A 20,664-nucleotide genomic window follows, 5' to 3' on the forward strand; every position below is an offset into this window, starting at 1 on the left:
CAAGTCGTTCTAACGACGTGAAGGGAGCTTCGATCACGGGTGTGGAGTGGCCGGCGGGCCGGTGGAGTCGCGGACGACCAGCCGGCACGGCTGGCGGATGACGCCGGAGGCGGGCTGCCCGTCCAGCGCGGCGAACAGGTGGTGCACGGCCGTCTCACCCAGCTGCTGCAGGTTGAGGTCTACTGTGGTCAGTGGCGGCTGGCAGTCGGAGGCGAACTCGTGCCAGTTGTCGTACCCCACGATGGAGATGTCGTCGGGGACGTGGCGGCCCATCTCGCGAACGGTGTTGGCCACGCCGGTGGCGATCTGGTCGTTGCCGCAGAAGACCGCGTCGATGCCGGGGTGCGCGGTGAGGAGCGTGCGGGCGGCGTGGCGGCCCCAGCGCTGCGACCACTCGCCGAAGAGCGGGTCGCCGCCGGCCACCGGAAGGCCCGCGTCGGTCAGCACCTTGCGAAACGTGGCGGCGCGGTCGCGGGCGGCGCGGTAGGTCTCCGGGCCGGTGATGTGCGCGATCTGCCGGCGCCCCAGCGACACCAGGTGCTCGGTGGCGAGGCGGGCGCCGTGCTCGTCGTCAGCGAGCACGGACAGGTCGCGCGGGTCGTCGGACTCGCCGTACACGTACACGACCGGGACCGGGATCTGGCGGGTCAGCGAGGGGCGCAGGTCGTTGGAGTCGCCGAGCACCACGAAGCCGTCGACCTGGCGGGCGAGCAGCGTGCGGATGTAGTGCTGGCGCCGGATCGCGTCACCACGCGCGTCGCAGAGCAGCACGGACATCTGGCCGCTCGCGAGGGCATCCTCGACGCCGAGCAGGATCGGGATGGAGAACCGCCCGGCCAGCTCGTCGGTCAGCAGCCCGATGGTGCGGGTGCGGCCGGTCAGCAGGCCCCGAGCGAGTACGTTGGGCTGGAACGCGAGGTCGTCGGCCGCCTGGAGCACCCGCCGGCGGGTCTCCGGGGCGACCTCGTCGCGCGCGTTGAGCGCCTTGGACGCGGTGGCGACGGACACGCCGGCGCGGCGAGCCACGTCGGTCAGCGTGACCGGTCTGGAACGCTGCCTGGCCACCGAAATCCTTTCGCGAGGCGTTTCGTCGGAGGGTACACCAAGACACCCTTGACAGCGTTACAGCGACATCGCTAGATTGCCGAAAAGGTTTTCGGGCCACCGGGCGGCCAGGTCCTGTCGGTACGTCAGAGGGTGCCCGCATGTCCGGTCGTAGCTGGGTTCACGTTCACATAGACGGCGCCCTCCGTCCCGCCACCACCGACGACCCGGCCGCCCACCCGCGAGCGCACCGGGGCCCGGCTTCGATGCGGGCCTGGCCTCCGGTCGTGTCAACGACTCGGTAAAGGAGGGAGGGCACCACACACCCCACGGTCACCGGCTGGTGGCTCCGACCTGCGCCCGGCTAGTCGGGCCACCAGCCGGCACCCTCGAACCTCCACTATGGGATATGCCCCGGTCCGCATCAGCCGCGGAGCGTTTCCCCGGGGCCCCGCGCAGCGGTCTGGACCACGACGGACGTCGCGGTAGCTCCATCTTTGTCCTGAATGGATCGTCGAGGCTCCTGAGCCGCGGCGCAGCCGACCGGTCAGGCCTGGCGTCAGGCTTCGGGGCTGACCGCCACCTCGCTGGCGAGCCGCTCCCGAAGCTCGTCGCGGCTGGCCAGGAACCAGTTCTGCTTGCGGCGGTTGCTCTCCCGGACGAAGTCACGCAGGGCGTTGCTCCCCTCGACGTGCGCGGAGACGTCGCCGACGATCGCCACCCGGAGCCGGTAGTTGACCAGCTTCTGCAGGAACTCGCCGGCCAGGCCGTTGCTGAGCGTGAAGAACGCGGGGTCGAGCCGCTCGACCGGGATGACGACGAACTCGGCCTGCTCCTCGAACGAGGCGGCGATGAGATCCAGCGCATCGGCGCCGCCCCGGATGGCCGGCCCCTGCCCGGGGACGGTGAGCACGCGCACGCCGTGGATCTCTTCGACCGTCATAGGCCGGATCGTAGAGCGTCAGGCCCGCGCCCGCTCGATGATTTCCTCCGGAGTGAGCGGACTCTTCGGGTGGTGGGTCAGGCAGAGCGGGGCCTGCAGCTTCTGGAACTCGGCCCCCCTCGACCGCCACGACAGCACCGTACGCTTGTGGGACCCGGCGACGGGCGCGCGCTTCGCTCGATCCCGGTCCACCACCCGGCGCTGGCCTGCCACTGAGTCGACGGTGCACTCGTGCTCGCCCTCGACCTCGGCTGACCCAGCCCTCAGCCGCCGGCGCCCCGGAGGTCTTCGTTGCTCCGCAGCATCGTCCGAAGGCGGTGTCCCTTTGGGGTCAGGGTCCACCCGTGCTGGTCGGCTCTCTCCACAAGTCCTTCGCCCACGAGCCGGTCGAGGACGGGACGCACCTGATCGGGACGGTAGCCGGAGATCGCAGCGAGCGCGCCCGCCGTGGGTGGGTCGGAGCCGAGGGGGAAGGACTCCAGCAGCGCGTGCTCGACCGACGGGAGCACGGCCGGCGGGATCGCGGTCTTCGCCCGCGCCGAAGTGCGGAGACGGCCGGGCATGCCGTCGCCGGCCGAGAGCAGGTCGCGCTCGAAGTCGTCCAGCAGGCGCAGGGCGGCCCGGTTGAGATAGACGCGGTTGCGGCGGCCGAGACTCACCTGCGGAAAACAGGATCAACATGGAGTATGGCTACCGTGGTCACCTGTCGCGGTTGGCGGCCGGGAGGGCGCCGTAGGTGAGCGCGCGGACGGTGAAGGCGGCCGCGGCCGTGGCGGCGGCTCGCCTCGTGTCGTCGGTGAGGCCGCCCGCGCCCCAGTCCGAGATGCCCTTCGCCATGATCCAGGCACAGCGCTGGTCGGCCGCTGCCGCGTACACGCCGGTCAGCTCCATCTCGCCGGCCGACGCCTCGGGAAACTCGCGCCGCAGGCGGGCACGGAAGGGCGCGCTGTCGGCGAGGACGTTCGCCGACAGCACCGTGCCCACGTGCACGCGGGGTCCGTCCCATCCGTGTGTCGCCGCGCGGAACGCGGCCAGGAGCGTCCCGGTGGCCTGCACCCGCTCGCCCCGCCAGAGGATTCGCTCGACGCCGTGCTCGGTGGTGACCCGCCGGTGGTCCACGTTCTGGACGTACTCGGAGACGACCACGTCACCGAGCTGCTGGTCGCCGCCGTCCAGCTCGCGCGACCAGAGTCCGAAGCAGATGCCGGCGAGGACGACGTAGTCCGGCCGAAGCCGCTCGATCAGCCGGTTCGCGGTGAGCATCATGGCCGCCGGGGTGACCGTGCCCTGGGTGGCCTGGGCGAGGACGACCTCGACCTGCTCGATGCGCCCGAGCCGGAAGATCGCGTGGCCGCCTGCGGTGTCGGGTTGTGCGCCGGATCCGCCGGCCTCGGCCACCGCCTGGATGACCGCCTCCCGCTCGATGTCGAGTACCACCAGCACGAGCACCCGCACCGAACCCGCGAAGGTGTCGCGCAGATGCCGATACCGCAGCTCACGCCGTTTTCGGATGTAGCTTGCCCGCTGCCGGCCCGCGACGCCGAGACAGAGCACGAGCACGATGCCGAGTGCCGGCATGAGATGGCCGAGCCACTGCGCGAGCGAGGTGGCGGCGGCCAGGTCGCGGTTTTGGAAGACCATGCGGCTCAGCAGCCAGGACGCGGCATCGAGCCAGTTCGCGGGCCGTTCGGCACAATCCTGCGCTGAGCGGCATGCGGCCTTTTCGGCGTCCGCGACGATCAGGGCATTCGCCGCGATGGACATCGCCACAACTGCCAGGAGAAGCGGAATGATACTGATCGGGCGCTGCGCTCCGGGCTCTGGCGGCTGGAAGTCGTTGCCGTCGCGGACGACCAGGACACCGGAGCGGTCCGGGTCCGCCCGCACCACCGATGGCGCGGTCGCCGTTGCCTCGCGGGCCGCCGCCGTCGTAATGCACCGCTCCGGACACATCACGACGTGGGTACCGTCGGCGATATCTGGCCGCACATGCGCGGCGGCCAGCTCCTTCGACCGGTCGAGGGCGGCCCGGAGCAGCCGATCCAGATGTGAAGGTTCAGCTACATGGCACAACGTCACAGTCCAGTGGAAGCCACGTCCGCTGTCACCCGGCGAGGCGCGGAAGTGGAGCACCTGGTGGAGAAGCCCTACGGTTAGCTGTGCCGCGATCACGGCTACAGCTAGGAGGATCAGCAGCCCAGCGCCCACCAGGCCGACCACCGGCACAACGGCGACCGGCACGGCGAGCAGCACGAGGATCAGCGGCGCTCCGGCGAGCACGACTTGCTCCCACCACCGGTCCAGCCTGGCGAGCCAGGTGCGGCCGGCGTCACTGCCGGCCCAGTCCCGCATCCGCGCGATCGGTGGCTCCAGCACGGCGAACTCGTCGGCCGAACGCCACACCAGCCGCCCGTCGCGAGCCGCCGCGTACAGCAGGAGGGCGAGAGGTGGGCGGGACCGGTGGATCGAGACCTCGCGCGGTCGTACCACGCCGCGGACCTGCCGCCAGTACGGCGAGGCGCGGACTGACCTCGCCGCCTCACGGCAGGTTTGCAGGTCGAGTGGACGAGAAGGGTCGTGCGGGGCGGGGGAGTCCGACACGACACACATGGTGCCCTACTACCAACCCCTGGCGTGCCACTCCGGGAGCTGCGGGCGCTCGGCGCCGAGGGTCGAGTCGTTGCCGTGGCCGGGGTAGAACCAGGTGTCGTCCGGGAGGCGGTCGAAGAGCTTGCGCTCGACGTCGCCGATCAGGGATTCGAAGTTTTCCTTGTTGCCTCTGGTGTTTCCGACGCCGCCGGGAAAGAGGCTGTCGCCGGTGAAGAGGTGGTGGATGCCGGCCGGGTCGCCGTAGTGCAGGGCGATCGACCCGGGCGTGTGGCCGACCAGGTGGATGACCTCCAGCGGGCAGTCGCCCACCATGATGGTGTCTCCATCGTGGACGGTGTCGGAGGTGACCGGGAGCTCGCCCGCGTCGGCCTCGTGCGCCACCGACCTGGCGCCGGTCGCCGCTGTCACGGCCTCCAGGGCCACCCAGTGGTCCATGTGGCGGTGGGTGGTGACCACAGTGGACAGCTGATCGTCGCCGAGCAGCTTTAGCAGGCGGGGGGCCTCGTTGGCGGCGTCGACCAGCAGGAGCGCGCCGGTCGCATTGCAGCGCAACAGGTACGCGTTGTTGTCCATCGGGCCGACCGACAGCTTGGTGATGGTCAGCGCGCCCAGCCTGCGGACGTCGGGCGGGCCGCCGGGGGTGACGTCTCCGGTGTACGGCATGGGTATCAGATCCAGGCGGGTGGTGTGGGCAGGGGGCCTTCGGGTGTGGCGTTGAGGTCCACACCGGACGATCGGCCGGCCAGCCAGGCGGCCAGCTCGAACGCGGGGCCGGCCACCACTGGCGTGTCCCGCTCCGTCTGGCCGATCGTGAGGTCGTGCTCGAGCTCGGTCGGGCGGAGGATCAGCGGGGTGACGCCGGTGCCGTCGTCGAGGTCGCTGACCACCTCGCGGAGCAGGTGCTGGCTGAAGGCTTCCGGCCAGTCGTCCGGCCGGTAGCCCGCGTCCAGGTCGACGTGGTGCACCTCGACCTCGCGCAGCCTGCCCCAGACGCAGGTGGCCGCCGGGGCCTTGCGCCCTCCGGTGCGTTCGACGATGGCGCCCCAGGCGTCCGCGGGCAGCTCGGCGGCCGACTCGGCCAGCCGCGTGGAGGCCGTCCGCAGGTCTTCCAACTGCTCGGCCAGCGGGCGCCCGGCGCCCTCCACGATGCCGGCCTCGCGGGCCTCGGCGCTCGGGTATCCCGGCGTGCGCACGCCGGTGCGGGCCCAGGTGAGCAGGTTGCGGTACGAGTCGGCGTTGCGGGCCAGGTGGGTGAGCACGTGGCCGCGGGTCCAGCCGGGCAGCAGGGACGGGCCGGCGACGGCGGCGTCGTCCAGGGCCTCCGCCGTGCGGAGCAGGCGGTCGGTGGCGCGGTCGAGCTCGGGCAGGAGTACGAGCGGGTCAGCCGTCACACTCCTGACCCTACAGAAATGGCTTTCGCCCCACCGGCTTTGGCCCTTACGGTCTGGGGCAGACGCGTCACGACGAACGAGCCCGAGGAGAGGAGGTGGGGAGTCATGACCGTCCTCGCCTCAAGCCGCGCGAGTTTCTGAGTCTCTCTTCACAAAGGGTCATACCGATGACGTTCGACCTCGCGTCCCTCGGCTGGGACGCCAGCCACCGCCTGCCCGACGACGCCCGGCCCGGCCGGGTCACCCGCGTGGACCGCGGGGTCTGCACGGTGCTCTGCGCCGACGGCACCGTACGCGCCAGCCTCGCCGGCGCCATCCTGTCGGCGGCCGCCGCCGACCCGGTCAGGCTGCCCTGCGCGGGCGACTGGGTGGCGGTGCGGACCTGGCCCGACGAACGGATCACGGTCGAGGCGGTGCTGCCGCGGCGGACCGCGATCGTGCGCCGCACCTCGGACAAGGACTCGGTGGGCCAGGTGCTCGCCGCCAACGTCGATGCGGCCGCCGTGGTCGAGCCGATGCACCCCGAGCCCGACGTGGGGCGCATCGAACGGCTGCTGGCGCTCGCCTGGGAGTCCGGCGCGCAGCCCCTGGTCGTACTCACGAAATGTGACCTCGCGGCCGACCCGGGCGCGGTCGCCGCGGAGATCGCCCAGGTCGCGCCCGGTGCGGAGGTCCTGGCGGTCAGCGCGCAGCGCGGCGACGGGCTGGCGGCGCTCGCGCCGCACGTGGCGTGGGGGCGCACGCTGGCGCTGCTCGGGCCCTCCGGCGCGGGCAAGTCGACGCTGGTCAACGCGCTCGCCGGCGCGGTCGTGATGGGCACCCAGGCGATCCGGCGGGCGGACGGCAAGGGGCGGCACACGACCACGTACCGGGCGTTGATCCCGATTCCGGACGGCGGGGCCGTCCTGGACACGCCGGGCATCCGGGCGGTCGGCCTCCTGGACGCGGAGGAAGGGTTGGAGCGGGCCTTCGCGGACGTGGCCGACCTCGCCGCGACCTGCCGGTTCGCGGACTGCCGGCACGAGGAGGAGCCGGGCTGCGCGGTGCGCGCGGCGTTGGAGGCCGGAGACCTCACACCGCGCCGGTACGAGAGCTGGCAGCGGCTGCAGCGCGAGATCGCGTACGAGACGCGGCGCAAGGACGTGCGGCTGCAGGCCGAGCAGCGGGCGATGTGGAAGCGGATCCACAAGGAGGCCCGCGGCCGCAGCCGTCCCTAAAGAGGGTCGTTGAGCTGGGGGAATGCGGCGGCGCGGGAAAGTGTCATACCGGGGGTCTAGAGTCGTTGCGGCAGTCTGGACGTATCTCCCCGGGGGCAAGAGTGGCGGATCGTTTGATCATTCGAGGCGCGCGCGAGCACAACCTGCGCGACGTCAACCTCGACCTGCCTCGCGACGCCATGATCGTCTTCACCGGGCTCTCCGGCTCGGGTAAGTCCAGCCTCGCGTTCGACACGATCTTCGCGGAGGGGCAGCGGCGATACGTGGAGTCGCTGTCGTCGTACGCGCGGCAGTTCCTCGGCCAGATGGACAAGCCCGACGTCGACTTCATCGAGGGGCTGAGCCCGGCGGTCTCGATCGACCAGAAGTCGACCTCGCGCAACCCGCGTTCCACCGTCGGCACGATCACCGAGGTCTACGACTACCTGCGGCTCCTCTTCGCCCGGGTCGGTGAGCCACACTGCCCCAAGTGCGGCCGCCCGATCTCCCGCCAGACCCCGCAGCAGATCGTCGACCGGGTGCTCGCGATGGACGAGGGCACCCGCTTCCAGGTGCTCGCGCCGGTCGTGCGGGGGCGCAAGGGGGAGTATGTCGACCTGTTCGCCGAGCTCCAGTCGAAGGGGTACGCGCGGGTCCGCATCGACGGCGTGGTCTACCCGCTGACCGAGCCGCCCAAGCTGAAAAAGCAGGAGAAGCACACGATCGAGGTGGTCGTCGACCGCCTCACCGTCAAGGCCAGCGCCAAGCAGCGGCTCACCGACTCGGTGGAGACCGCGCTGCGGCTGGCGGCCGGCGTGGTGCTGCTCGACTTCGTCGACCTGCCGGAAGACGACGAGCACCGCGAGCGGACGTTCTCCGAGCATCTCGCCTGCCCTTACGACGACCTGTCGTTCGAGGCGATGGAGCCGCGCTCCTTCTCCTTCAACTCGCCCTACGGCGCCTGCCCCGACTGCACCGGTCTCGGCACCAAGAAAGAGGTCGACCCCGAGCTCGTCGTGCCCGACCCGGAGCGCACGCTGCGCGAGGGGGCGATCCAGCCGTGGTCCGGCGGCACCACGCTGGAGTACTTCCTGCGGCTGCTCGAGGCGCTCGGCGACCAGGAGCACTTCGACATCGACACGCCGTGGCGGGCGCTGCCGTCCCGGGCACAGAAGACGATCCTGCACGGCTCCGAAGACCAGGTGCACGTCCGCTACCGCAACAAGTACGGGCGGGAGCGCTCCTACTACACCGGCTTCGAGGGCGTGGTGCAGTGGATCGAGCGGCGGCACTCCGACACCGAGTCCGACTGGTCCCGCGACAAGTACGAGGGGTACATGCGGGACGTGCCCTGCCCGACCTGCGGCGGCGCGCGGCTCAAGCCCGAGGTGCTGGCGGTCACGATCGACGGGCGGAGCATCGCCGAGGTCTGCGGCCTGTCGGTGGGGGAGTGCGCCGACCTGCTGGGCGCGATGACGCTCAACGACCGGCAGAAGATGATCGCCGAGCGGGTGCTCAAGGAGATCAACGCTCGGCTGCGCTTCCTGGTCGACGTGGGGCTCGACTACCTGTCGCTCGACCGGCCGGCGGGCACGCTCTCCGGTGGTGAGGCGCAGCGCATCCGGCTCGCCACGCAGATCGGCTCCGGACTGGTCGGCGTGCTGTACGTGCTGGACGAGCCCTCGATCGGCCTCCACCAGCGCGACAACCACCGGCTCATCGAAACGCTGGTCCGCCTCAAAAACCTCGGCAATACGCTGATCGTCGTCGAGCATGACGAAGACACGATCCGCACCGCCGACTGGGTGGTCGACATCGGCCCGGGCGCGGGCGAGCACGGTGGCCACATCGTGCACAGCGGCTCGGTCGACGGGCTGCTGAAAAACAAGGAGTCGATGACCGGGGCCTACCTCTCCGGCCGCCGCGAGATCCCCACGCCGGGCCTGCGGCGCATGCAGATCCCCGGGCGCGAGCTCGTGGTGCAGGGCGCGCGCGAGCACAACCTGAAAAACCTGACGGTGTCGTTTCCGCTGGGGCAGTTCATCGCGGTCACCGGGGTCTCCGGGTCGGGCAAGTCGACGTTGGTCAACGACATCCTGTACGCGGTGCTGGCCAACCAGATCAACGGTGCCCGCATGGTGCCGGGGCGGCACACCCGGATCACCGGCATCGACGACGTCGACAAGGTGGTGGGCGTCGACCAGTCGCCAATCGGCCGCACCCCGCGGTCAAACCCGGCCACGTACACGGGGGTCTTCGACCACGTCCGCAAGCTCTTCGCGGAGACGACCGAGGCCAAGGTCCGGGGGTACGGGCCGGGGCGGTTCTCGTTCAACGTGAAGGGCGGCCGCTGCGAAAACTGCGCGGGCGACGGCACCATCAAGATCGAGATGAACTTCCTCCCGGACGTGTACGTGCCGTGCGAGGTCTGCAAGGGCGCCCGGTACAACCGCGAGACGCTCGAGGTGCACTACAAGGGGCGGACGATCTCCGAGGTGCTGGAGATGCCGATCGAGGAGGCGTCCACCTTCTTCGAGGCGATCCCGGCGATCCACCGCCACCTCAAGACGCTGGTCGACGTCGGTTTGGGGTACGTGCGCCTGGGCCAGCCGGCACCCACCCTCTCCGGTGGTGAGGCGCAGCGCGTCAAGCTCGCCTCCGAGCTGCAAAAGCGCTCGACCGGCCGCACGGTGTACGTGCTGGATGAGCCGACCACCGGCCTCCACTTCGAAGACATCCGCAAGCTGCTGCGGGTGCTGGAGAGCCTGGTCGACAAGGGCAACACGGTCATCGTGATCGAGCACAACCTCGACGTCATCAAGACCGCCGACTGGCTGATCGAGATGGGTCCCGACGGTGGCCACAAGGGCGGCACGGTGGTGGCCACCGGCACTCCCGAGGAGATCGCCGAGGTGGCGGAGAGCGCGACCGGCCAGTTCCTGCGGCACGTGCTGAAGCTCGACGGCGCGGCCACCGGCGCGGCGGCGGCGACATCCCGGGCGGCGAAGGCCAACGGCACCGGCCGGGCGACCACGAAGCGGGCGCCAGCGGCCACGTCCACAAAGGCCGCCGCCGAGCCGAAGGCGGCCGCTCCGGCGAAGACCACGAAGGCGGCGAAGGCCACCAAGGCGGCGAGCGCGGCGAAGGAGCCGGTGAAGACCGCGCCGGCGAAGGCGCGGCGGACCCCCGCCAAGTCGCGCGGCTGAGCCACCGCATCTCGCCCCGTTGATCTAGGGCGTATCCGCGTGAGTCGATCTCCAACTGCACGGGCACACCCTAGAGGATCCATTTCAAGGGATGGGCTACCGTTCCCGCGGCCTCACCCTCCGCGCTTGATGACCCCCGCCGGCCGGTCCCGCGCGGCAGCGGCCGGCGCGCGCGGTCGCAGAGGCCGGGCGGCCTCGAAGGGGAGCGACTGCTGCCAACGGGGTGAATGGGCAATGTCCGGGACATCGCCCGTTGCGAGCCGCTCCCAGTGATCGTTCGCCCAAAACCCGCGTCTTTCCCGGCGCGTCACGCGGAGAACGGGCGAACGATCATAGGCGCCCCTGCCGCGGCCCGAACCCGGCTTCGGCTGGTGATCGTGGTATTTCAGTGCCCCGCTGGGGGCACCTGGATACCACGATCTGATTCCGCGTCCCGATGTCGAACCCGGACCGCTGCGGATCGGGGCGGGAGTGCCGACCGTGGAGGGTGAGGCCGCGGAAACGCGCCCAAGAAAACGCTCCACGTTCCCGGGGCCCCGCGCAACGGTCCGGACCGCGACGGACATCGCGGTAGCCCAAGTCTTGGAATAGATCCTCTTGATCAACGAGGCGAGAAGGGCCCTCCGCGGCGCGGGGTGGCTACGGACGGTTACTGTCCGTGCATCGCGGTGTCGCGAGGTGTCGGGCGGTGGCGAATGCCGGGAGAGGGAACGCTGGATCGACGGGCGTGGGTTTCGTGCGGTCTGGACGGTCGGGATGTTGAGCTTTTGACGACTCGCTGGAGTCGCCTCTGACCAGGGATGACTCGGGTTCGCTCGGCTCGGCGAGGCGGTGACGCGACGTCCGAGGTGAACCGCAGCGGCGAGGCACTCGTGTGTACTGTCGTGGCCGCGGTCGACCCGACCGCGGGCCGAGGACAGGAAGGGTGAGGCATGAGCGAGGAACAGCCGGTGACGCAGTCGGGGGTGACCACCCGCCGGGCGCTGCTGGTGGGTGCGGGAGCCGTCGGCACGACCGCGGTACTGGCCGCGTGCGGCACCGACCCCGACGAGGACACCTCTTCCTCCGGCGGCACCCAGTCGAACGGCGGGAGCGACCCCTCCGCGGGCGCCGGTGACCAAGGCGGCGACTCGGGCGGCGGTGCGCTGACCCAGACCAGCAAGGTGCCGGTCGGAGGCGGGACGATCATCGCGGCGTCCAGCGTCGTGGTGACGCAGCCGACCGAGGGCGAGTTCAAGTGCTTCGATTCGCAATGTACCCACCAGGGGTGCCCGGTGACGGCCGTCGAGGGCGGGACGATCAACTGCAGCTGCCACGGCAGTAAGTTTTCGATCGCGGATGGCTCGGTGAAGGGTGGCCCGGCCACCAAACCGCTGGCCGAGAAGCAGATCAAGGTCGACGGGGACAACATCACGCTCGCGTGACACCACGCCGGCCGGCCCGCGCCTCGCGGAATTGACAGGGGCGCGGGCTAGTCTTTTCGAGTGGCAGACCCCTCTACCTATCGTCCGGCGCCCGGCACCATCCCGGACGCGCCAGGGGTCTATCGCTTTCGTGACGCGAGCGGGCGGGTCATCTACGTCGGCAAGGCCAAGAGCCTGCGCAGCCGGCTGAATTCGTACTTCGGCGACCTGTGGCACCTGCACCAGCGCACCCAGCAGATGGTCACCACCGCGTCCTCTGTCGACTGGGTCACGGTGGGCAGCGAGGTCGAGGCGCTCCAGCTGGAGTATTCCTGGATCAAGGAGTACGACCCGCGCTTCAACGTGAAGTACCGCGACGACAAGTCGTACCCGTACCTTGCCGTGACGCTCGACGAGGAGTACCCGAGGCTCCAGGTCATGCGGGGGGCCAAGCGCAAGGGCGTGCGCTACTTCGGGCCGTACTCGCATGCCTGGGCGATCCGCGAGACGCTCGACCTTCTGCTGCGCGTCTTCCCGGCGCGCACCTGTTCTTCCGGGGTTTTCAAGCGGGCCGGCCAGATCGGCCGGCCCTGCCTGCTCGGCGACATCGGCAAGTGCTCGGCGCCCTGCGTCGGGCGGGTCAGTGCGGTGGAGCACCGGGCGATCGTCGAGGAGTTCTGCGACTTCATGGCGGGCCGCACCGAGACGATGGTCAAGCGGCTGGAGCGGGAGATGATGGCCGCCTCGGAGCGGCTGGAGTTCGAGCTCGCCGCCCGCCTGCGCGACGACGTCGTGGCGCTGCGGCGGGCGCTGGAAAAGCAGGCCGTGGTCTTCGGCGACGGGACGGACGCGGACGTGGTGGCGTTCGCCGAAGATCCGCTCGAGGCCGCGGTCCAGGTCTTCCACGTGCGCGGCGGGCGGGTGCGCGGCCAGCGCGGCTGGGTGGTGGAAAAGGTCGAAGACCTGACCACCGGCGACCTGGTGCATCACTTCTGCAGCCAGGTGTACGGCGGGGAGCAGGGCGAGAGCGACGTCCCCCGCGAGCTGCTCGTGCCCGCGCTGCCGCCGGACGCCGACGCGCTCGCCGACTGGCTGAGCCAGCACCGGGGGAGCCGGGTGCAGTTGCGGGTGCCGCAGCGCGGCGACAAGAAGGCGCTGCTGGAGACCGTCGCGCGCAACGCCGCCGAGGCGCTCACCCGCCACAAGCTGCGCCGCTCGGGCGACCTCACCACCCGCAGCAAGGCGCTTGAGGAGATCGCCGAGGCACTGGGGATGGCCACCGCGCCGCTGCGGATCGAGTGCTACGACGTCTCGCAGATCCAGGGCACCGACGTGGTGGCGAGCATGGTGGTCTTCGAGGACGGGCTGCCCCGCAAGAGCGAATACCGGCGGTTCGCGGTGCGCGGTGCCACCGACGACCTCTCCGCCTTGTCGGAGGTGCTGCGGCGCAGGTTCGCCCGATACCTGGAGGCCCGCGCGTCGATGGGCGAGCTCGACGCCGAGGAGGCCGAAGACCCGGAGCGGCCGGGCATCGACCCGACGACCGGGCGGCCGCGCAAGTTCGCGTACCCGCCGCAGCTCGTCGTCGTCGACGGCGGCCAGCCCCAGGTCAACGCCGCGGCCACGGTCCTGGCCGACCTGGGCATCGACGACGTGGCACTCTGCGGCCTGGCCAAGCGGCTGGAGGAGGTGTGGCTGCCGTCCGCCTCCGATGGCTCAGGCGACTTTCCTGTGATCCTTCCGCGCGCCTCGGAGGGGCTGTATATGTTGCAGCGCCTGCGCGACGAGGCCCACCGGTTCGCGATCACGTTCCACCGCGAGCGCCGGTCAAAGCGGATGACGGTGTCCAGTTTGGACTCGATCCCCGGACTCGGCGAGGTGCGGCGCAAGGCGCTGCTGCGCCACTTCGGCTCGCTCAAGCGGCTGAGCGCGGCGAGCGCCGACGAGATCACCGAAGTGCCGGGCATCGGCCGCCGCACCGCCGAGGCGATCGTCGAAGCGCTGGCCGACCCGCCGGCCGCCGCTGGCCCCTCCCCGGAGGCGGAGCGGAGCGCCGCCTCCGGGGAGTCGATTCCTAAATAGAGATTCGAGCTACCGCGATGGCCGTCGTGGTCCGGACCGTTGCGCGGGGTCCCCGGGGAAACGTGGAGCGCAGCGGAGCGTTTTCTTGGGGTGCGTTCCCGCGGCCCCACCCTCCGCGCGTGGTCGCGGTCACCCCTTCGCGCGGCCCGCGACGCCAGAGGTCTCACCGCGGAGCTATCGAGCTGCCCCGTCTGTGCGTGCGGCGCGATAGCCTCCCGCGCGCATCCGTCACAGCCGGGTCGGTCCCGCGCGCCACCTCGACACCCCGGGACTTCGGTGGGGGTTTGTCCCCGACAATGCCCACTCACCCAGCGGACGGCAGGCTGGCTCCGCGATCACCGACACCGTCCGGGCCCCAGGGCCGCGGGCCCGGACGCTTACGGCGCAGCGTAAGTCGCGCGACCGTGACCAGACGCGAACGGTGAGGCCGCGGGAGCGACGGTCCAGACCACCGCGGGCGTCGCGGTAGCTCGGAATTCTGTCTTTTCGAGGATCCTCCTGTCCGAGGTGGAGGCGGGCGTGCGGCGGAGGGTGACCAACCGGTGGGGTGGAGGCGGCCGTGCCGGCGGGGCGTTCGGTGCGCGGAGCGCCTAGGATTCTCTGGTGCACGACGACTCCAGCGCGCCGCCCGACGACGACACCGAGCTTGTGGTGGTGACCGGCGTCTCCGGCGGCGGGCGCAGCACCGTGGCCCGGGCGCTGGAAAACGTCGGCTTCTACGTGGTCGACAACCTGCCGCAGGCTCTCATGCTCGACATGGCCGAGCTGGCGCAAAAGGCCGGCGGCGCCGCCCGGCACACCGCGATGGTGCTCGACGTGCGCAGCCGCGCGTTCTCGACGGACCTGGTGGGTGCGATCAGGGCGCTCAAGGAGCGGGGCTTCCACCCGCGGGTGGTGTTCGTCGACGCGGACGACGAGGTGCTGATCCGGCGGTTCGAGAGCGTGCGGCGTTCGCATCCGCTGCAGGGTGACGGGCGGCTCGCGGACGGGATCGCGGCCGAGCGCAAGCTGCTCGAAGAGGCGCGTGACCATGCCGACGTGATCATCGACACCAGCCACCTCAACGTCAACCAGCTGCGGCGGCGGGTGGAGGAGCTCTTCGGCGGCGAAGACGCGCGGCGGCTGCGGGTGACGGTGCTCTCGTTCGGCTTCAAGTACGGGCTGCCGCAGGACGCCGACTTCGTGCTGGACGCGCGTTTCCTCCCCAACCCGTACTGGGTGCCCGAGCTGCGCGAGCACAACGGGCAGGAGGAGGAGGTCAGCGGCTACGTGCTGGGGCAGCCGGGCGCCGGGGAGTTCGTCGCGACGTACGCCAGCCTGATCGGGGCCACCGCGCCCGGCTTCGAGCGGGAGGGCAAGCGCTACCTCACCGTGGCCGTCGGGTGTACCGGTGGAAAGCACCGCAGTGTGGCAATCGCCGAGGAACTGGCCGATCGGCTGAGACAGTCGCGCATCTCCGCCCACGCGTCGCACCGTGACCTGGGGCGCGAGTGAGCGAGCGCGAAACCTCAGCGGGCGGTGCCGCCGGCCCGCCGCAGCGGGTCGTGGCGTTCGGTGGCGGGCACGGGCTTGCCGCCTCGCTGCGGGCGCTGCGCCTGTGCCAGGCCGAGCTCGACCTGGACATCACCGCCGTGGTGACGGTGGGTGACGACGGCGGCTCCAGCGGGCGGCTGCGGGCCGAGCGGGGTGCGCTGCCCCCCGGTGACCTGCGCCAGGCCCTGGCCGCGCTCGCCACGCCCGGGAAACAGATGCCCGGCACGAGCGTGGCCACCGCCGACCTCTTCCAGCACCGGTTCCGGCCGCCCGGGCCGCTGACCGGCCACACCGTGGGCAACCTGGTGCTGCTCGGCCTGATGGAGCTGCTCGGCGACCCGGTGGCCGCCCTCGACCACGCCGCCGCGATGGTGGGCGCGGCCGGGCGGGTGCTGCCGATGTCGTGCGAGCCGCTCGGGATCGAGGCCGAGGTGCAGGGCGCCGACCCGGCGGTACCCGACGACGTGCTGACCGTCCGCGGGCAGCACGCGGTCGCGGTGACCCGGGGGCGCGTGCTGTCGGTGCGGTTGACGCCACCGCGGGCGGCGGCCTGCCCCCAGGCGGTCGCGGCCATCGCGGCGGCCGACTGGTTGATCTTCGGGCCGGGCAGCTGGTACACGAGCGTGATCCCGCACCTGCTCATGCCCGAGCTGGCCGCCGCGATCGTCGCCAGCCCCGCCCGCCGCCTGGTCACCCTCAACCTGGCGGAGGAGAAGGAGACGCTGGGGCTCTCGGTCGCCGGCCATCTGGCGGCCCTGCGCTGGTACCTGCCGGAGCTGAAAGTCGACACGGTCGTCGCGGACGAGAAGGCCGTAGGCGACCCCGAACCCGTCCGGCATGCGGCAGAATCGCTGGGTGCGCGGCTCACCCTCGCCCCGGTGGCGATGTCCGACGGCAGCGCGCGGCACGATCCGGCGGCGCTCGGCGCCGCACTGGTGCCTGTCTTGGGCGCCGGTCGTTAGTCACAACTGAAGCACCCGCAACTGTCCAGGAGATGACGACGAGATGGCTATGACCGCGGCGGTCAAGGACGAGCTGAGCCGGGTCGACGTGCCGAAGCCGTGCTGCCGCCGATCGGAGATGGCCGCGCTGCTCCGGTTCGCCGGCGGCTTGCACATCGTCTCCGGCCGCGTCGTCGTGGAGGCCGAGCTGGACACCGGCGCGGTCGCCCGGCGGCTGCGGCGCGAGGTGGCCGAGGTGTACGGCTATCCGAGCGAGATACACGTTCTGGCTTCGGGCGGGCTGCGCAAGGGCAGCCACTACATCGTCCGCGTGGTCAAGGACGGCGAGGCGCTGGCCCGCCAGACCGGCCTGCTCGACGTGCGCGGCCGGCCGGTGCGCGGCCTCCCGCCGCACGTGGTCTCGGCCGGCGTGTGCTGCGCGGTGTCGGCGTGGCGAGGGGCGTTCATGGCGCACGGCTCGCTGACCGAGCCGGGCCGCTCGTGCGCGCTGGAGATCACCAGCCCCGGGCCGGAGTCGGCGCTCGCGCTGGTCGGCGCCGCGCGGCGGATCGGCGTCAGCGCCAAGCAGCGCGAGGTCCGCGGCGTCGACCGGGTCGTGGTCAAGGACGGCGACGCGATCGCCGCGCTGCTCACCCGCATCGGCGCGCACTCCAGCGTGCTCTCGTGGGAGGAGCGCCGGGTGCGCCGCGAGGTCCGCGCGACCGCCAACCGCCTGGCCAACTTCGACGACGCCAACCTGCGCCGCAGCGCGCGGGCGGCGGTCGCCGCGGCGGCCAGGGTGACCCGCGCCCTGGAGATCCTCGCCGACGACGCCCCCAACCACCTGACGAGCGCCGGCCAACTGCGCCTGGAACACCGCCAAGCCTCACTGGAAGAGCTCGGCGCCTTGGCGGACCCGCCACTGACAAAGGACGCCATCGCGGGACGAATCCGCCGGCTCCTCGCATTGGCCGACAAGCGCGCGAGAGACCTCGGAATCCCCGACACTGAGGCCGCCGTCACACCCGAAATGCTCGTCGGATAATCACGAGAGCCGCGAACCGGGTAACCATCCGCTGGGCGTAACGGCGCTGGGCGGGGAGGCGTCCGCAGGCAGGCTGACCAGGTCAGGATTTGGCCCGGGGTGACCGGCCCAGGGATCAAGCCTGACCACCCGAAGCCGGTCACCCCGGGCCAAATCCCAGACAGTGCCTCGGCTACTGTCGAGGCGGCGACGAGGCCGATAAAACACACAAGTCACAAACGAGGAGATGGACCGTGACCATCCGCGTTGGCATTAACGGCTTCGGCCGGATCGGCCGCAACTTCTTCCGGGCGGTGCTCGCGTCCGGTGCCGACATCGAGCTCGTCGGCGCCAACGACCTCACCGACAACGCGACGCTCGCCCACCTGCTGAAGTACGACAGCATCCTGGGCCGCCTGCCGTACGAGGTCAAGGCCACCGGCGACGAGATCACCGTCAACGGCAAGACCTTCAAGGCGCTGGCCGAGCGCGACCCGGCCAAGCTGCCCTGGGCCGACCTCGGCGCCGACGTGGTGATCGAGTCGACCGGCTTCTTCACCGACGCGACCAAGGCCAAGGCGCACGTCGACGCCGGCGCCAAGAAGGTCGTCATCTCCGCCCCGGCGAAGAACGAGGACGTGACGGTCGTGATGGGCGTCAACCACGACTCGTACGACCCGGCCAAGCACACCGTCATCTCCAACGCGTCCTGCACCACCAACTGCCTCGCCCCGATGGCCAAGGTGCTGCACGACGGGCTCACGATCGAGCGCGGCCTGATGACCACCATCCACGCGTACACGCAGGACCAGAACCTGCAGGACGGCCCGCACAAGGACCTGCGCCGGGCCCGCGCCGCCGCGCTCAACATCGTGCCCACCTCGACCGGTGCCGCCAAGGCGATCGGCCTGGTGCTGCCGGAGCTCAAGGGCAAGCTCGACGGGTTCGCGCTGCGCGTGCCGATCCCGACCGGCTCGGCCACCGACCTGACCTTCACCGCTGGCCGGGAGACCTCGGTCGAGGAGGTCAACGGCCTGCTCAAGGCGGCCGCCGAGGGCCCGCTCAAGGGCATCCTCACGTACACCGAGGACGACATCGTCTCGACCGACATCGTGACCGACCCGGCCTCCTGCATCTTCGACTCGGGCCTCACCAAGGTGATCGGCGACCAGGTCAAGGTCGTCGGCTGGTACGACAACGAGTGGGGCTACTCCAACCGCCTCGTCGACCTGGTCAAGCTCGTGGGTTCGTCGCTCTGATGAAAACGCTGGACGACCTCCTCGCCGAGGGAGTCGAGGGTCGCCGCGTGCTCGTGCGCGCCGACCTCAACGTCCCTCTGGACGGCAAGACCATCACGGACGACGGGCGCATCCGCGCGGTGCTGCCCACGGTGCGTGCGCTCAGCGAGGCGGGCGCCCGGGTCGTCGTCGTCTCCCACCTGGGCCGGCCCAAGGGCGCGCCCGACCCGAAGTACTCGCTCGAACCGGTCGCCCAGCGCCTGGGTGAGCTGCTCGACCGGCCGATCGCGTTCGCGACCGACACGGTCGGCGAGGCGGCCAAGGTGGTGACCGCGAGCCTGGCCTCGGGCGACGTGGCACTGCTCGAAAACCTGCGCTTCAACCCGGGTGAGACCAGCAAGGACGACGCCGCGCGCGGCGCGTTCGCGGACGAGCTGGCCGCGCTCGCCGAGGCGTACGTCGACGACGCGTTCGGCGCCGTCCACCGCAAGCACGCCAGCGTGTACGACGTGCCGGCCCGACTCCCGCACTTCGCGGGTGGGCTGGTGCTGCGCGAGCTGGAGGTGCTGAGCAAGCTCACCGGGCAGCCCGAGCGGCCGTACGTGGTGGTGCTCGGCGGCTCCAAGGTCTCCGACAAGCTCGCGGTGATCGAGGCGCTGCTGCCCAAGGTCGACAAGCTGCTCGTCGGCGGCGGCATGTGCTTCACGTTCCTCAAGGCACAGGGGCACGAGGTCGGCAAGTCGCTGCTCGAAGAGGACATGGTCGACACCTGCCGCGACCTGCTCGACCGCGCCGCCGGCCGGATCGTGCTCCCGGTCGACGTGGTGGCGGCGACCGCGTTCGCGGCCGACGCCGAGCACGACGTGGTCGACGCCGGGGCGATCCCGGCCGACCGGCTCGGCCTCGACATCGGCCCGGCCAGCACCGCGCTCTTCGCCGAGGCGCTCGCCCCGGCCAAGACCGTGTTCTGGAACGGCCCGATGGGCGTCTTCGAGCTCGCGCCGTTCGCGGCCGGCACCCGGGGCGTAGCCGAGGCGATCACCAAGGTCGACGGCTTCACCGTGGTCGGCGGCGGCGACTCGGCGGCGGCCGTGCGCACGCTCGGCCTCCACGAGGCGGCGTTCGGGCACATCTCGACCGGCGGGGGCGCCTCGCTGGAGTACCTGGAGGGCAAGACCCTCCCCGGTGTCGCCGCGTTGGAGCAGTGATGGCAGCGAAGGCGTCGCGCCGGCCGCTGATGGCCGGCAACTGGAAGATGAACCTCAACCACCTCGAGGCCAACCTGCTCGTGCAGAAGCTGGCCGCGAGCCTCAACGAGCAGCAGCTCACCGACGTCGAGGCGGTGGTGCTGCCGCCGTTCACCGACATCCGTACGGTGCAGACGCTGGTCGACGGCGACAAGCTCCTGCTCGGGTACGGCGCGCAGGACCTCTCGCCGCACCCGAAGGGCGCCTACACCGGCGACATCTCCGGGCCGATGCTGGCCAAGCTCGGCTGCCAGTACGTGGTGGTGGGGCACTCGGAGCGCCGGGAGTACCACCAGGAGGACGACGCGCTGGTCAACACGAAGGTCAAGGCCGCGCTGGCCAACGACCTCGCGCCGATCATGTGCATCGGTGAGGGGCTGGAGATCCGCGAGGCCGGCGAGCACGTGGCGTACGTGATCGCCCAGCTCGACGCCGGCCTCGACAAGCTCACCCCGGCCCAGGTGGAGAAGGTCGTGGTGGCGTACGAGCCGGTGTGGGCGATCGGCACCGGCAAGACCGCCACGCCCGAGGACGCCCAGGAGGTGTGCGGAGCCATCCGCGCGCGGATCGGCGAGAAGTTCGGGGCGTCGACGGCCGAGGTCGTGCGCGTGCTGTACGGCGGCTCGGTCAAGGCGGCCAACGTCGCCAGCATCATGGCCCAGCCCGACGTCGACGGCGCCCTGGTTGGCGGGGCGAGCATCGACGCCGAGGAGTTCGTGCAGATCTGCCGCTTTCCGGAGCACATCCAGCGCTGACGCTTCTGTGATCAAAGCTCCCTTCAAGTCGTTCTAACAACTTGGCGGGAG

The 20,664-nt window shown here is 71.0% G+C and carries 15 protein-coding genes and 1 pseudogene; 10 read left to right on the forward strand and 6 right to left on the reverse strand.

Features of this window, described 5'->3' with window-relative positions; translation table 11 throughout:
• Window positions 1-33: 33 nt before the first annotated feature.
• The 6 genes from RB614_RS06690 to RB614_RS06715 form a co-directional block, all read right to left on the reverse strand.
• Window positions 34-1,065, reverse strand: coding sequence for a LacI family DNA-binding transcriptional regulator (locus RB614_RS06690; protein WP_308711485.1), 1,032 nt, complete (start codon window positions 1,063-1,065; stop codon window positions 34-36).
• 538 nt (window positions 1,066-1,603) lie between these two features.
• Window positions 1,604-1,987 (reverse strand): DUF4180 domain-containing protein, encoded by a 384-nt coding sequence (locus tag RB614_RS06695; protein WP_308711486.1) that lies wholly within the window; start codon window positions 1,985-1,987, stop codon window positions 1,604-1,606.
• A 263-nt stretch (window positions 1,988-2,250) separates the two neighbouring features.
• A complete protein-coding gene (locus tag RB614_RS06700; protein WP_308711487.1) occupies window positions 2,251-2,646 on the reverse strand; it encodes a helix-turn-helix domain-containing protein in 396 nt (131 codons plus the stop codon).
• Window positions 2,647-2,686: 40 nt separating this feature from the next.
• A complete protein-coding gene (locus RB614_RS06705; protein WP_308711488.1) occupies window positions 2,687-4,588 on the reverse strand; it encodes a 5'-methylthioadenosine/S-adenosylhomocysteine nucleosidase family protein in 1,902 nt (633 codons plus the stop codon).
• Window positions 4,589-4,606: 18 nt separating this feature from the next.
• Window positions 4,607-5,260, reverse strand: coding sequence for an MBL fold metallo-hydrolase (locus tag RB614_RS06710; protein WP_308711489.1), 654 nt, complete (start codon window positions 5,258-5,260; stop codon window positions 4,607-4,609).
• A gap of 5 nt (window positions 5,261-5,265) precedes the next feature.
• Window positions 5,266-5,988 (reverse strand): maleylpyruvate isomerase family mycothiol-dependent enzyme, encoded by a 723-nt coding sequence (locus tag RB614_RS06715; protein ID WP_308711490.1) that lies wholly within the window; start codon window positions 5,986-5,988, stop codon window positions 5,266-5,268.
• Between the two features lie 167 nt (window positions 5,989-6,155).
• Here RB614_RS06715 and rsgA point away from each other — a divergent pair, with 167 nt between their 5' ends.
• The 10 genes and pseudogenes from rsgA to tpiA all read left to right on the forward strand — a co-directional run bounded on the left by rsgA (window position 6,156) and on the right by tpiA (window position 20,613).
• On the forward strand, window positions 6,156-7,205 hold the full coding sequence (gene rsgA, locus RB614_RS06720; protein ID WP_308711491.1) for a ribosome small subunit-dependent GTPase A: 1,050 nt from the start codon (window positions 6,156-6,158) through the stop codon (window positions 7,203-7,205).
• Window positions 7,206-7,306: 101 nt separating this feature from the next.
• A pseudogene (gene uvrA, locus RB614_RS06725) lies at window positions 7,307-10,258 on the forward strand (excinuclease ABC subunit UvrA); the annotation flags it as partial.
• 1,064 nt (window positions 10,259-11,322) lie between these two features.
• Complete coding sequence (locus tag RB614_RS06730) at window positions 11,323-11,814, forward strand: Rieske (2Fe-2S) protein (protein WP_308711492.1); 492 nt, start codon at window positions 11,323-11,325, stop codon at window positions 11,812-11,814.
• A gap of 60 nt (window positions 11,815-11,874) precedes the next feature.
• A complete protein-coding gene (uvrC, locus tag RB614_RS06735) occupies window positions 11,875-13,875 on the forward strand; it encodes an excinuclease ABC subunit UvrC (RefSeq protein WP_308711493.1) in 2,001 nt (666 codons plus the stop codon).
• Between the two features lie 603 nt (window positions 13,876-14,478).
• The gene (rapZ, locus tag RB614_RS06740) at window positions 14,479-15,369 is read left to right on the forward strand and encodes an RNase adapter RapZ (RefSeq protein ID WP_308711494.1); all 891 of its coding nucleotides are present in this window, start codon (window positions 14,479-14,481) and stop codon (window positions 15,367-15,369) included.
• Window positions 15,366-16,370, forward strand: coding sequence for a gluconeogenesis factor YvcK family protein (locus tag RB614_RS06745; protein WP_308711495.1), 1,005 nt, complete (start codon window positions 15,366-15,368; stop codon window positions 16,368-16,370). Before rapZ ends, RB614_RS06745 begins: the two co-directional genes overlap by 4 nt.
• A 43-nt stretch (window positions 16,371-16,413) precedes the next feature.
• Complete coding sequence (gene whiA / locus RB614_RS06750) at window positions 16,414-17,394, forward strand: DNA-binding protein WhiA (protein WP_308711496.1); 981 nt, start codon at window positions 16,414-16,416, stop codon at window positions 17,392-17,394.
• 233 nt (window positions 17,395-17,627) lie between these two features.
• Window positions 17,628-18,632, forward strand: coding sequence for a type I glyceraldehyde-3-phosphate dehydrogenase (gene gap, locus RB614_RS06755; protein WP_308711497.1), 1,005 nt, complete (start codon window positions 17,628-17,630; stop codon window positions 18,630-18,632).
• Window positions 18,632-19,819, forward strand: a complete 1,188-nt coding sequence (locus RB614_RS06760; protein WP_308711498.1) for a phosphoglycerate kinase — start codon at window positions 18,632-18,634, stop codon at window positions 19,817-19,819. The genes gap and RB614_RS06760 overlap by 1 nt, the downstream gene beginning before the upstream one ends.
• Window positions 19,819-20,613, forward strand: a complete 795-nt coding sequence (gene tpiA, locus RB614_RS06765; RefSeq protein WP_308711499.1) for a triose-phosphate isomerase — start codon at window positions 19,819-19,821, stop codon at window positions 20,611-20,613. The genes RB614_RS06760 and tpiA overlap by 1 nt, the downstream gene beginning before the upstream one ends.
• The last annotated feature ends 51 nt before the right edge of the window (window positions 20,614-20,664 follow it).

Source organism: Phytohabitans maris (assembly GCF_031085175.1).
Taxonomy (GTDB): domain Bacteria; phylum Actinomycetota; class Actinomycetes; order Mycobacteriales; family Micromonosporaceae; genus Phytohabitans; species Phytohabitans maris.

Excerpts from the sequence above, each read along its gene's own strand:
- RB614_RS06695 (WP_308711486.1), bottom strand. The coding sequence starts at position 1,987 with ATGACGGTCGAAGAGATCCACGGCGTGCGCGTGCTCACCGTCCCCGGG.
- RB614_RS06710 (WP_308711489.1), bottom strand. The coding sequence starts at position 5,260 with ATGCCGTACACCGGAGACGTCACCCCCGGCGGCCCGCCCGACGTCCGC.
- rsgA (WP_308711491.1), top strand. The coding sequence starts at position 6,156 with ATGACGTTCGACCTCGCGTCCCTCGGCTGGGACGCCAGCCACCGCCTG.
- RB614_RS06730 (WP_308711492.1), top strand. The coding sequence starts at position 11,323 with ATGAGCGAGGAACAGCCGGTGACGCAGTCGGGGGTGACCACCCGCCGG.
- whiA (WP_308711496.1), top strand. The coding sequence starts at position 16,414 with ATGGCTATGACCGCGGCGGTCAAGGACGAGCTGAGCCGGGTCGACGTG.
- RB614_RS06760 (WP_308711498.1), top strand. The coding sequence starts at position 18,632 with ATGAAAACGCTGGACGACCTCCTCGCCGAGGGAGTCGAGGGTCGCCGC.
- tpiA (WP_308711499.1), top strand. The coding sequence starts at position 19,819 with ATGGCAGCGAAGGCGTCGCGCCGGCCGCTGATGGCCGGCAACTGGAAG.